Below are 11,863 nucleotides of genomic sequence, written 5' to 3'. Positions count from 1 at the left end.
ATTAATAGCGTGGGTGGAAACTCGTGATTAGTCACTAGCACTCGCGGGTTTCCACCCCCCTACTCAGCTATTGAGTGACACTCGGGCTCTCCGCTACGGCTTTGACAATGGTAGCCGTAGCGGTTGCAGTTGCTTCCTTAGCCGGATTCAGTTTCAGAGCGCCAATGGTTATGGCCGCCCTTGGTTCGATGGTCCGATTCACAACATGCATGGCGGAGTCAATTCGATGCTGATTCCGATCGTAATAATCGAATCGAACTTCGATTTGCCGATAAGCATAGTCATGAGATGTGTTGGTAATGGTCAGCCGATGCGTATTGACAAGCTCCTTGTGCGCCGAGTCGGCTGGGGTTCTGTTCCAGAAAGATCTATCGATGAGCAGATCCCGAACGGCATCGGGAGTAGGTGTATTTTCGGCGGATTGTTTTTTATCCTGACAGGCGAAAGATACGGCTATCAAAATCCAGCAAACAGCACTTTTATATTTCTGTATGAACATATACATACGATCAAATCCAACGGCTCCGTATCAGCGGTTGCCGTTTAACGAAACGAGCCCAAATTTCGGTTAAAAAATCGAATGCCGAGGTATGTATAAACGGCTAATCCGGCCGTTTCAAAAAGCACTTCGAAAAGATGTTCTTTATAAATGCCCCCGACAAAATCCTGAATCCAGTCGATCAGTACAGCACAATAGCCTATAAAAGCGAACAGAGCGCTCAGGCTAACAACCAGTAAAAGTAAGATTTTGTACATACGGTGTGTTTCTGCTTAGCTTCTTTCTTCCGTAGTAGGACCCTCTTCCCATAAAAGGGTTTAACCCTGTTTCTATTTTTTTGCAAATATGAAAAATTTATCCTTCAACGAATAGCACCAATTTATTCTCCCGAAAGTATGACTAAATACCAGACTTTATAAGAAATCCCTTTTTGTTAATTAAAAATCAGTGACTTTTTAAGCTGTCCTATGGCACGAATGTACATAAAGCCCAAGAAAACCCATTAGTTTTTAAACCGATGTACACGTTTAAGCAATCGCATATAGTTCCAAAGAACGACTGATTATCAATTTACATCTCTTTTCTGGCCTGATTACCGCTCCCGATGAGCCCACTGCCCAAATGCAGCGATGAAGGTGCTGGGAGAATGAATTTGTTCATTCGAAAAAATGGCGCAAGTAGCTATATTAAATTAGTAATCAGTCCAAAAATTTAAACTTAAAATTCTGTAGTTGGCGTAAAAATTTCTCTAAATATGCTGGCAAGCCAACCGCTAGGGAGGTAAGCTGGTAACAGCATGAACCGGACCAGGAATCGATCGACGCCGAGCCGGTTATATCTGACAAAGCCACTTATTTTGCAGCCACAAGTTCAATCGTATCTACGTTTACGCAGCCATGCTCCAAATACGCCATCTAACTGCCTACCTCGAAACCCTGGCTCCCCTGGCTTACCAGGAATCGTACGACAATGCCGGGCTGATCGTCGGGGATCCTTCAGCCGAAATCAAAGGGGTTCTGGTAACACTCGACGCTACTGAAGCGGTTGTCGATGAAGCCATTGTCAAAGGTTGTAATGTCATTGTAGCGCATCATCCGATTGTGTTTAAGGGACTGAAGAAGCTGAATGGCAAAACCTACGTTGAACGAACCGTGATCAAAGCCATCAAAAACGATGTAGCTCTTTACGCAGCTCATACCAATTTAGACAATGTGGCCGGCGGGGTCAATTTCAAGATTGCGGAGAAACTGTCTCTCCAACAAGTCCGGGTACTGACTCCTAAAACCCAGGTCCTGACGAAGCTCACGACGTTTGTGCCCGTATCAGCTACCCAACGGGTGCTGGACGCCCTTTATGCCGCCGGGGCCGGGCAGATTGGCGCGTATAAAAACTGTAGTTTCCGGGTTGAAGGAACCGGAACTTATCAGCCCGGCGAAGGAACGAACCCCACCATCGGGGAAGTTGGCGCATACCACGAAGAAACCGAAAACCGTGTCGAGGTTATCCTGCCGACGCATCAGCAGGGGCAGGTCCTGATGGCCCTCCGGCAGGCCCATCCTTACGAAGAAGTCGCGTATTATCTGGCACCTTTAGACAATCAGAATCAGGAAGTTGGCTCGGGAGCCGTAGGTGAACTGGTCGAGCCAATGGCGCCCGTAGACTGGTTATCTTACCTGAAAAAGAGCATGAATCTGAACCTGATTCGATATACACCCCTCCCTAACCGACCCATCCAGCGGGTAGCCGTCTGCGGAGGAGTGGGCAGCTTTTTGCTGCCCGACGCAATCCGGTCCGGGGCCGACGTGTTCGTTACGGCCGATTATAAATACCACGAGTTTTTCGACGCAGATGGTCGCATCGGCATTTGCGATATAGGGCACTATGAAAGTGAGGTCTTTACGAAAGAGTTGATTTTCCAGCTTTTGGCAAAAAAATTTACTACTTTTGCGGTAATTTTAGCCGAAACCAACACAAATCCGGTTCGGTACTTTTAATGAAAAATGGATAATGAATGATGTACAACGCCAACGGCCATTAATAACCCGCTGGCTGTCAATCACATAATAGACTAAGTTATGTGTTGACTACGTTCATTATACATCATTCATTATTCATTATCCATTTTTATATTAACCAACTTCCGAATGGAACTTACGATTGCGCAAAAATTAGACGCTCTTCTGAAACTGCAATCCCTTGATTCTCAATTAGACGAACTCATTAAAATTCGCGGAGGTCTGCCCGAAGAAGTCCGCGATCTGGAGGACGATATCGCTGGCTTCGAAACACGCATTGGCAAATTCCAGACTGAAATCAAGACCCTGGAGGAAGACATCGAACGCAATCGGGTGGCCAAAAAAGATGCCGAGAAGCTGATCACCAAATACAAAGATCAGCAGATGAACGTGCGGAACAACCGTGAATTCGACGCCATTTCGAAAGAAATCGAACTACAGTCGCTCGAAATCGAGCTGGTGGAGAAACGTGCCAACGAAGCGCAGTTTCGGGTTCGGGGCAAAGAGGAAGAAATCAAAAGCACCCAGGCAGCCCTGAACGAACGGCGGGAGGATCTGAAAGCCAAAAAACAGGAACTGGATCAGATTACGTCGGAAAGCCAGGAAGAAGAAAAAGAGATCATCCGGCAGCGGGACGAACAGGCTACGACCATCGAGACCCGTCTGTTGAACTCCTATAACAAAATTCGTGGGAATGCCCTGAACGGGCTGGCCGTGGTGACCGTCAAACGCGGAGCCTGTGGCGGTTGTTTCAACGTCGTTCCTCCGCAGCGTCAGGCTGATATCAAAGACAAAAAGAAAATTATCGTCTGCGAACACTGTGGTCGCATTCTGGCCGACGTCGAAGGGGTTCCCGAACCAGCGCCAGTGGGTCGTGGTCGGTAGCCACAACAGACTACACTCTGACTAGTGCAGGCTATGAAACGTTTTTTTGCAACGGCACCGGGTTTCAACCCGGTGTTTTTGTTTTTTCTTCTTTACACGTCCGGGTTCACCTTTGCGCAGGACTTTAGCTGGACACCGGGCTTGCAGCGAGCCTATACCGACCTGCAAAAACTCAGCGTTCAGCCGGCTCAGCAACTGGTTGGTCGCCAGCCGGGCCCCAATGGCATCCGCATTTTTGTCGATGATTACATCGACATGCTGACGCTTGTCACCTCCGACGACGATCGGGCGTTTGCATTGCTCAGCGATCGGGAAGAGGACCGGCTCGATGCCCTGAAGCAGCTAGACGACACCTCCCCCTGGAAACGGGTCATTCAGGCCGAAGTTCGGTTACACTGGGCGTTTGCAAAATTGAAATTCGGCCGGGAGATCAGTGCGAGCTGGGATGTTATTCGCGCTTTTAAGCTACTGGCGGAGAACCAGAAACGCTTTCCGGACTTTCTACCAACGTATAAATCGCTGGGCACGTTGCACGTCATGATTGGCTCGGTGCCCGAAAATTACGGCTGGGTTGCCAACCTGCTGGGCCTCCACGGCAATGTAAGCCAAGGTCTGCAGGAATTACAGCGTGCCCAACACGACGCCACCTTCGGGCTCGAAGCCCAGTTGATCGAGTTGATGGTCCGGGCTTACGTCCTGACGTTTACCGATGCCGACGGGCAAACCTTACAAAAACTGGTCAAAGCGAATCCGGACAATCTGCTGCTTCATTTTTTCGGGGCAACCATCGAACAGAAAAATGGGCATAGCGAACAGGCGCTGGCTTACCTCAACAGTCGGCCCCGCGACAAAGCGTATCTGCCGCTGCCCATCATCGACAACATCCTGGGCGATATTTACTTACAAAAAGGGGAATACAACCCCGCCAGCAGTCATTTCCAGCAATTTCTGACTAACTACCGGGGGCAGAATTTTCTGAAAGATTCGTATTACAAACTGTTTCTTTGCCATTGGCTGGCCAATGAACCGACGGAAACATGGCGGCCGCTCCTGCAAAAAGTTACAAGCGTAGGCCGCACTACGGTCGAATCGGATAAAGCGGCTCAGAAGTTTGCAGAAGCTTACCTGAAGAAAGGCGTATCGCCGAATGCCAAAGTTCTGATGCGCGCCCGGCTGGCCTCCGATGGCGGGTTTACAGATAGCGCGCTGGCATACCTGCGCCCATATTCAGAAACGACGTTTTCCGGTACCGCCGAAAAAGCGGAATATAATTACCGCATGGGCCGCATCTTTCAGCGCCGGAACGACCCAGACGCGGCCATTCCCTACCTTAGCCGGGCGCTTACGCTTAGCGAACCAGATCAGCTTTCTTTCGGCGCAACAGCCGCTTTGCAGCTAGGATTTATTTATCAGCAGAAAAAAGAGCGGACACGCGCCCGATCGTTCTTTGAAAAAGCCCTCAGCGTTAAGCACCATGAGTATAAAAACAGTGTCGACAACAAAGCCAAAGCGGCTCTGAGCCAGTTGTGAAGAACCTTGCTGCCGCAAAACAATTTTTCCAGTTTAGGCGCTGGCTTGTCATCTTGTACCGCCAGGCACTACCTTCGTGTCGGCTTCTCAAAAGCGTTTACCACGAATAGCATGTCGAAGATTATACTGATTACGGGCGCGTCGACCGGCTTAGGCGAGCATATAGCGACTTACCTGGCTCAGCGGGGCCACATCGTTTATGGTACGTCCCGAACCATTGAACAACAAGCCAAACCCTTCCGTACCCTGGATGTGGATGTGTGCAGCGATGAAAGTATTCAGAAGGCCGTTGGGAGAATTCTGCAGGAGCAGGGTCGGCTCGATGTGCTGATCAACAATGCCGGATTAGGCATCGCGGCACCCATCGAAGCCTTGTCCATCAGCGATGTACAGCGGGTTTTCGACACCAACGTCTTGGGGGTTATCCGAACCATTCAGGCGGTGTTGCCCAGCATGCGTGCGAAAAAGTCAGGCCTGATTATCAACATCAGCTCAATTGCGGCCGAAGCGGGACTACCCTACCGGGGTGCTTACAGCGCCAGCAAAGCTGCCGTCGATCGACTGACCGAAGCGCTGCGGTTAGAATTGACTCCGTTTGGTGTTCAGGCCTGTTACATCCAACCCGGCGGTGTTCAAACGGATATCAATAAAAACAGGCTGCGGGTGTCGCTGCCTACCGATAGTATATATAAAGCGACGTTTGACCGAACGTATGAGCTGATCGATGAAAGTGTCAGTCAGGGCCTTGAGCCGGATGTATTCGGTCCGTTGGTGGAGAAAATCATGCAGTCGCCCCAGGTCGAGCGATCGTATCGGGTGGGAAAACCACTGGAAAAATTCTCGGTGCTGTTAAAGCGCCTTCTTCCCACGAGCGTTTACGAGCGTATGATTCGGAATCATTACAAGATGTAACTCGTAGCAAACAAATAATAAAGCGGGGAATAGAACATGACCCAGCCGGGATCAGATAGGCATAGCAGGCATGTCCGACTATACCTATCTGATCCCGGCTGGGTCATACGTTTGGCAACTCTATTTATTCCAGCGCAGCCACGCCCGGCAGGGTTTTGCCTTCCATGTATTCGAGCAGGGCACCTCCCCCGGTCGATACGTAGCTGACGCGGTCGCCGAAACCGGCCTGGTTGATGGCCGAAGCCGAATCACCACCACCGATAAGCGAGAAAGCCCCGTTCTCTTCCGTTGCTTTCACGACCGCTTCGGCAATGGCGTTAGTGCCGGTGGCAAAATTTTCGAACTCAAACACACCCATCGGCCCATTCCAGAGAATCGTTTTCGATTGTAGCACCACGTCCGTAAACTGTTTGATCGTCTCCGGACCGATATCCAGTCCTTCCCAGTCATCGGGAATCTGACCGGTAGCCACTATTTGCCGATTAGCGTCGTTTGAGAAAGCATCTGCGCAGACGTTATCGACCGGCATGTAAATCTTCACGCCTTTTTCCTCGGCTTTTTTCAGCAATTCGAGCGCCAGGTCCTGCTTATCTGCTTCCAGCAGCGATTTACCGATCTGGCCACCCTGCGCTTTCGTGAAGGTATAAGTCATGCCCCCGCCGATGATCAGGTTATCGACTTTGTCGAGCAATTTCTCGATGATCAGGATTTTATCGGAAATTTTAGCCCCTCCCATGATAGCGGTAAAAGGCCGTTCGGCATTTTCCAGAATCTTTTTGGCGTTATCCAGTTCGGCCTGCATGACGTAACCCGCCACGCGGTCGGTGAAGAACTGCCCCATCACGGCCGTGCTGGCGTGTGCACGGTGTGCGGTTCCGAAGGCATCATTTACCCAAACGTCGCCGAGTTTGGCGAGTTTTTCGGCAAACGCCACGTCGCCTTTTTCTTCTTCTTTGTAAAAACGCAGGTTTTCGAGCAGCAGAATTTCGCCGGGTTGCAGGCTGGCGGCCTGGTCGATAGCCGACTGACCGATGCAGTCATCCGCGAATTTCACGTCGCGCCCAAACGCTTCTTTCAGCGCGGGAAGCAGGTGTTTCAGCGAATATTTTTCTTCGGGTCCTCCTTTCGGGCGGCCCAGGTGCGACATCAGAATAGCCGAACCCCCGTCGTTCACGATTTTCAGCACGGTCGGGATGGTAGCCTTGATCCGGGTGTCGTCTGTGATGTTAAATGCCTTGTCGAGGGGCACGTTGAAATCCACCCGCACGAGGGCTTTCTTTCCGGCAAAGTTGAAGGAATCTACTGTTTTCATGCGACTGCGTATGGTCGTTGGTTTTCGGGACCAAACTTAGCGGTTTTTCGGCAGACGCGAGCGGGAAGTTTCGTACCAGCGCTTACGGATTCGCGATTCGCAGGGGCGTAAAACGGGCGATCTGATCGAAATCGGCGTCGTTATGCAGCACGGGGACGTTGTAGAAAATAGCGTAATGCGCAATCAGGCAATCGTTTGGCTTACGGATGGTGATGCCTTTTTTCCGGAGTGCGCGGTATAATTGGGCCGCTTCGACAGCCGCTTCAATGGGGTCAAGTTTTAACATCACACAGGCTAGCAAGTCCTCCCTTATTTGTTCAAACTGGCTATCCGTATGCACACCCTGCAAAACCTCCTGCAAAACCGTAGCTGTCATGTATAATACCGCTTTGGTCATCAGTAGCTCAGCAACTAAATCCGTCTGTGCGTTCCGAACATCGCGGAAAAAATCTATCCATACTGATGAATCAATAATCATTGGCCCCACTCATTAGGAGCGTTGTCAGTTCGCATCTGTTCCAGGTCTCCATCCCACTGAACTTTTCCCCGTAAAGACAACAAATCTCTACGGCGCATTGTATTGATGTATTCCTGCAAAGCCAGTTCAACAACAGCCTTTTTCGTTTTCAATTTGCTCATTTTTAAGGCCTTCTCAAGCAATCCATCATTAATATCAATATTCGTGCGCATAGTTGAAAGAATTTTCATACACAAAAATAACGAATTTCATACACATCAGTACGTTTCTCCGCTACCGGCTCCACCGAAATTTCCACCGCCAAACCGCAGGTCATTTTTGGGTGTCTGGTGGGCCGTTGTAGCAGCCTGCATCGACGCGATGGTACTCATGCTGCTCAGAAATTCGCTGGGCGAATCGTCGTCCGGGGTGTCGGTAAAGCCGTACGACGGTTGCCGAAGGAGCCGGATACAAATCGTAGCAATTCCGATCAGAAGTAGTCCTCCGATGGTTAGCGCCACATTGAGCGCTACCCAATGTGTGTACTTATACAGGGTCATCACAGCCGCAATCAATCCCAAAATTCCCAGGATAATCAGCGTTCGGTTTTTCTTCGTCAGTCCCTGCCAGAGATAGATCGCCGGAATAACGAACGTCAATAGCCAGAACAAGCCCGCTAGAGAAATTTCGGGCGCAACTACATGGCGGGAAGCAATAAAGCTCGGTCTAATCAATATGCCGTGTAGTTCGCGTACCATGTAATAATTACCGCTGGCGGCCAGGATAAGCAAACTGATCCACTGCATGAGATTCAGCGGATCGGTATAATACCCTTGTCGGGACTGGTTTCGGATAACCTGCCTGACAACCAGATAGATACCTACGGACGTGGCCATCATCACCCACGGGAAGGCGTCTTTTCCCCAACCGAACTTGATCAACTGGTCGAATACGAGCGTGTAGAACGTAGCGATCGTAAAAAACGCAATGAGCGTATCGCCGTAGTACCATAGCACAAGCACCAATAGCGGTAACGTCGCCAGACAATGGGTCGCCACCGACAAGCCGTTGGGCAGAAACTGGTTAAGCCCAAACGCCAGAAAGCCGGTCTGGGTCACCACGAAGGCATTGTCGATCCCATTTCGGTAAAGCAGTCGACGACCGATCAGTATTCGGCCGACAACGCCGACACCAAGGCCAAACGCCAGGTTGAAGAAGCTATAGGCTGTCTGAGTGTCCAGCATGCTGGAAAAGACACTGGATGGTAGCAGATAACAGGCCAGAATCGCCACCGTCGTGAACAGAAACAGACCGATTTCGATAAACCCGTTGGTCTGACGAAACCCGACCGGATACGATTGGCGAACCACTTCAATTTGTGCATCCGACAAGAACCCCTGCCGGTGCCAGCGCTCGGCCTGCTCCAGGATCTGGCGGTTATAAATCCATTGTTCGTTATACGCTTTCATTGGTTCGGTTTCCTTTAGGCAGCTGACTCATCAGGTAATAGACGAGGGCGATGCCTGTCAGGATGAAGTACCAGTAATAAATAGTATCGCCCATCTTACCGAGCCGCAAGTAGTGAAAAACGATGTAGGTAGCACCGATATATCCGTAAATCACGCTGATGAGCAGATAAACGAACGATCCGGCCGGGCTGTCTCCGAGTCGGCGCTCCCGTCGGGCATACTGATCGAAGGCAAGGCAGGTAACCGCCAGCCCGAGCGCAAACCAGCCCCACACGTCCTCAAAATTGAACAGCCCTCCGAGTAGAGCTACCAGTAGCAGATTTCCGGCAATAGTCAGGTAAGTGTAGGTAAAGTGCGGTTTGATGCGCTGGCGTTCGAGTACTAGCGCTGTGGTAATCAGAGCTAGTGCCAGGGTAATGGCCGAAAAAACCGTTTGCTGATCGAAAAAATTGGTTTTAAGATACAATTGAAGGGGTCGCACGGTAACGCCCACCCACGAGATGAGTGCCGTCAGAGCCATACCCAGGACGCCCCGGTGGTCGAAGCGGTAGGCCAGCGGCAAAAACAGCACAGCCGGTAGCAGGGTCACCAGGCCATAGCGGCTTCCAAATACGTTGTAGGCGTATTGAGCGTATCCTTCGAGCGTCAGGAAAAGCAGACAGGCCAAAATCAGCGCATAATCGCCGAACGTAGATCGACTTTGGGTTTTAGCATACGTCCACTCCGGCCGGAACCGCCACGCGAATCCATACCCCCCGACGCAGGCTGCGGCAATAGCCGCCAGCAACGCCCCATGCCCGATCTGGTCGAAGTTGTCGTAGACCAGCAGCCCTAATCCCGAACTCAACAGCAGGATACCAATGTAGAGCATGGCCCGCAGTTCCCAGTGGATCGAAAACGGCCGTTTCTGTTCTATTTCGGCCATTCGAGCCTGTTGTTCAGGCGGTAAAATACCCTGTTTATTCAGCTCATTCAGCACCTCGGTTGGGGACATAAACGGTTGTTTTTTTGTTCTTAATGTACCACAGATTTCAGTTAGTTTTTGTCATTATTGCACAAGCCGGACTGACGTCCGTGATCATTGCATGGTTGGACGACAGAAAGTTATTCTTACCCCCCGGTATTACCTCGACAATTTCCGCTATGTGTTGGATTTCGTCAAACGACTGTATGGTAGTTTATTGAACGATGCCGAATGGGATTTTGTGCGCCGATTCGAGGCAATGGGGCTCGATGCGCAGAGCCTTTATGTCCGTTTCAGTAACCGCACCGGGCTCTTTTTTCGCGTCAATAAACTGCAGTATAACGAAATAACGAATTTACCAGCTGCTGTTGATGAACTTATTACGGCCGGTTTTATTGAGGCACTGTCGCCCCTGCACGCTAGCCTGGGCGAATCGGCCATCAGCGTTTTCACTAAACCGGAGCTGCTCGAACTGCTGCCGCTGGAGCCCGAAGAAATCCGTCCCCTGAACAAAGAAAAAAAAGAAGGGGTGGTGCGATATGCCCTTCAGGAGCTCGATTTCGGGGAGGTTGTCACCAGCCTGACGACCCACGAAACGGTTGTCAAGATGAATTTCGAAGCCGAGGGAATGATGATCAAATACCTGTTCTTCGGCAACCGGAGCGTCAACATGACCGAGTTTGTCGTACGGGATCTGGGCATGGTCAATTTCGAGCGCTACGACGAGACGAAGCTGACAGCGCGTTTTCGCACCCGGAAAGAGGTAGAAGATAAACTCCTGATATCGCTCACAAATGAGGAGTTTCATCACCTCAAAGAAAACGAAACCCCGGCCGAAGATATTTACAACTGGTTTCTGAACTGGAACGAAACCCGACCGGAGTTGACTGAGATCGCCATTCCCGGCTATCAGAAACTGGTCTGCCGGGTGGGTGGGTTTCTGGAACGGCAGAAACTACCCGAACAGGCGCTGTCCGTTTATGAACTGTCGGACCGCGTGCCGGCCCGAGAACGACGCGCCCGGCTCCTGTTCCGCAACGGTTCGGTGGAAGAAGCGCTTGCCCTCTGCGACGAGATTGCGGTCAATCCGCTGAATGCGGAAGAGCGGTATTTTGCCACCGACTTCAGGGATAAAATCCTGAGCGCGGGCGAAAAAAAACGGACCCGAAAAGCCACCACGCGCTTTTTGTCCGATGCGGAGAGCGTCAATATTCCGGTGGCTTACCGACACCACGTCGAAGCGGGAGTTATGAATTATTACCTCGAGCAGGATTACGACGCGGCTTTTACGGAGAATTACCCCTGGCGGGGTTTGTTTGGCCTGGTGTTCTGGGATATCATCTACGATGCCAACGTATCGGCCATTCACCACCCGCTGCAACGCGCCCCGTCTGATTTTTACCTGCCCGACTTTTATCTGAAGCGCGAAGAACTGCTGAAAAAGCGACTGAACGAACTGGCCACCAGAGACGACTGGCGACGGCACACGGGCCGGATGTTCAACGCCAAATACGGAATCACCAACGTGCTGGTCGACTGGTCGGACGAGCTACTGACGCTGGTACAACGCATGATCGAACTGATCGACACCGATCAGTTGCGGCTGATTTTGCTCGAAATGGCCCGTAACCTCCGCGAACATACCCGCGGTTTCCCGGATCTGCTGATCTGGAACGAACAGGGTTATTATGAATTTGTCGAAGTTAAATCACCGACGGATCACCTCGGTTCGCAGCAACTGCACTGGCTGGAATTTTTCCAGACAATCGGCGTACGAAGCAAGGTCATTCGTGTGATTTGGGAAGCCTGATTGTCAAATA

General features: G+C 50.9%; 12 protein-coding genes. 5 read left to right on the top strand and 7 right to left on the bottom strand.

What is annotated here, in order from left to right:
- Nucleotides 1-67: 67 nt before the first annotated feature.
- Both ACYVC2_RS19490 and ACYVC2_RS19485 read right to left on the bottom strand, forming a co-directional pair.
- The gene (locus tag ACYVC2_RS19490) at nt 68-499 is read right to left on the bottom strand and encodes a hypothetical protein (protein WP_461104795.1); all 432 of its coding nucleotides are present in this window, start codon (nt 497-499) and stop codon (nt 68-70) included.
- A 44-nt stretch (nt 500-543) separates the two neighbouring features.
- Nucleotides 544-756 carry a hypothetical protein gene (locus tag ACYVC2_RS19485; RefSeq protein ID WP_461104793.1) on the bottom strand — a complete coding sequence of 71 codons (213 nt, stop codon included), beginning with the start codon at nt 754-756 and terminating at the stop codon, nt 544-546.
- A 639-nt stretch (nt 757-1,395) separates the two neighbouring features.
- Between ACYVC2_RS19485 and ACYVC2_RS19480 the strand changes: the two genes are divergently transcribed.
- The 4 genes from ACYVC2_RS19480 to ACYVC2_RS19465 all read left to right on the top strand — a co-directional run bounded on the left by ACYVC2_RS19480 (nt 1,396) and on the right by ACYVC2_RS19465 (nt 5,841).
- Complete coding sequence (locus ACYVC2_RS19480; RefSeq protein WP_461104791.1) at nt 1,396-2,493, top strand: Nif3-like dinuclear metal center hexameric protein; 1,098 nt, start codon at nt 1,396-1,398, stop codon at nt 2,491-2,493.
- Nucleotides 2,494-2,643: 150 nt separating this feature from the next.
- Nucleotides 2,644-3,399: a zinc ribbon domain-containing protein gene (locus ACYVC2_RS19475; protein ID WP_461104789.1), complete on the top strand. Its 756-nt coding sequence runs from the start codon at nt 2,644-2,646 to the stop codon at nt 3,397-3,399.
- A gap of 33 nt (nt 3,400-3,432) precedes the next feature.
- Nucleotides 3,433-4,929, top strand: coding sequence for a tetratricopeptide repeat protein (locus tag ACYVC2_RS19470; RefSeq protein WP_461104787.1), 1,497 nt, complete (start codon nt 3,433-3,435; stop codon nt 4,927-4,929).
- A gap of 111 nt (nt 4,930-5,040) precedes the next feature.
- On the top strand, nt 5,041-5,841 hold the full coding sequence (locus ACYVC2_RS19465; RefSeq protein WP_461104785.1) for an SDR family oxidoreductase: 801 nt from the start codon (nt 5,041-5,043) through the stop codon (nt 5,839-5,841).
- Between the two features lie 124 nt (nt 5,842-5,965).
- Here the strand turns inward: ACYVC2_RS19465 and ACYVC2_RS19460 are convergent, their stop codons facing one another.
- From ACYVC2_RS19460 to ACYVC2_RS19440, 5 genes are all read right to left on the bottom strand, one after another.
- Nucleotides 5,966-7,153, bottom strand: a complete 1,188-nt coding sequence (locus ACYVC2_RS19460; RefSeq protein ID WP_461104783.1) for a phosphoglycerate kinase — start codon at nt 7,151-7,153, stop codon at nt 5,966-5,968.
- A gap of 82 nt (nt 7,154-7,235) precedes the next feature.
- Nucleotides 7,236-7,631 (bottom strand): type II toxin-antitoxin system VapC family toxin, encoded by a 396-nt coding sequence (gene vapC / locus ACYVC2_RS19455; RefSeq protein ID WP_461104781.1) that lies wholly within the window; start codon nt 7,629-7,631, stop codon nt 7,236-7,238.
- Nucleotides 7,628-7,843 (bottom strand): type II toxin-antitoxin system VapB family antitoxin, encoded by a 216-nt coding sequence (locus tag ACYVC2_RS19450; protein ID WP_461104779.1) that lies wholly within the window; start codon nt 7,841-7,843, stop codon nt 7,628-7,630. Before ACYVC2_RS19450 ends, vapC begins: the two co-directional genes overlap by 4 nt.
- Nucleotides 7,844-7,888: 45 nt before the next feature.
- Nucleotides 7,889-9,079: a hypothetical protein gene (locus ACYVC2_RS19445; protein ID WP_461104777.1), complete on the bottom strand. Its 1,191-nt coding sequence runs from the start codon at nt 9,077-9,079 to the stop codon at nt 7,889-7,891.
- Nucleotides 9,066-10,073, bottom strand: a complete 1,008-nt coding sequence (locus ACYVC2_RS19440; protein ID WP_461104775.1) for a DUF2157 domain-containing protein — start codon at nt 10,071-10,073, stop codon at nt 9,066-9,068. Before ACYVC2_RS19440 ends, ACYVC2_RS19445 begins: the two co-directional genes overlap by 14 nt.
- A 91-nt stretch (nt 10,074-10,164) precedes the next feature.
- Between ACYVC2_RS19440 and ACYVC2_RS19435 the strand changes: the two genes are divergently transcribed.
- Nucleotides 10,165-11,853 (top strand): VRR-NUC domain-containing protein, encoded by a 1,689-nt coding sequence (locus ACYVC2_RS19435; protein WP_461104773.1) that lies wholly within the window; start codon nt 10,165-10,167, stop codon nt 11,851-11,853.
- Nucleotides 11,854-11,863: the final 10 nt, after the last annotated feature.

Source organism: Spirosoma koreense, from assembly GCF_054777875.1.
This window is presented reverse-complemented; position numbering and strand designations above follow the sequence as displayed.

What these genes read in the sequence shown, in the direction of transcription:
- ACYVC2_RS19490 (WP_461104795.1), bottom strand. Translation starts at nt 499, where the DNA reads ATGTTCATACAGAAATATAAAAGTGCTGTTTGCTGGATTTTGATAGCC.
- ACYVC2_RS19485 (WP_461104793.1), bottom strand. Translation starts at nt 756, where the DNA reads ATGTACAAAATCTTACTTTTACTGGTTGTTAGCCTGAGCGCTCTGTTC.
- ACYVC2_RS19480 (WP_461104791.1), top strand. Translation starts at nt 1,396, where the DNA reads ATGCTCCAAATACGCCATCTAACTGCCTACCTCGAAACCCTGGCTCCC.
- ACYVC2_RS19475 (WP_461104789.1), top strand. Translation starts at nt 2,644, where the DNA reads ATGGAACTTACGATTGCGCAAAAATTAGACGCTCTTCTGAAACTGCAA.
- ACYVC2_RS19470 (WP_461104787.1), top strand. Translation starts at nt 3,433, where the DNA reads ATGAAACGTTTTTTTGCAACGGCACCGGGTTTCAACCCGGTGTTTTTG.
- ACYVC2_RS19465 (WP_461104785.1), top strand. Translation starts at nt 5,041, where the DNA reads ATGTCGAAGATTATACTGATTACGGGCGCGTCGACCGGCTTAGGCGAG.
- ACYVC2_RS19460 (WP_461104783.1), bottom strand. Translation starts at nt 7,153, where the DNA reads ATGAAAACAGTAGATTCCTTCAACTTTGCCGGAAAGAAAGCCCTCGTG.
- vapC (WP_461104781.1), bottom strand. Translation starts at nt 7,631, where the DNA reads ATGATTATTGATTCATCAGTATGGATAGATTTTTTCCGCGATGTTCGG.
- ACYVC2_RS19450 (WP_461104779.1), bottom strand. Translation starts at nt 7,843, where the DNA reads ATGCGCACGAATATTGATATTAATGATGGATTGCTTGAGAAGGCCTTA.
- ACYVC2_RS19445 (WP_461104777.1), bottom strand. Translation starts at nt 9,079, where the DNA reads ATGAAAGCGTATAACGAACAATGGATTTATAACCGCCAGATCCTGGAG.
- ACYVC2_RS19440 (WP_461104775.1), bottom strand. Translation starts at nt 10,073, where the DNA reads ATGTCCCCAACCGAGGTGCTGAATGAGCTGAATAAACAGGGTATTTTA.
- ACYVC2_RS19435 (WP_461104773.1), top strand. Translation starts at nt 10,165, where the DNA reads ATGGTTGGACGACAGAAAGTTATTCTTACCCCCCGGTATTACCTCGAC.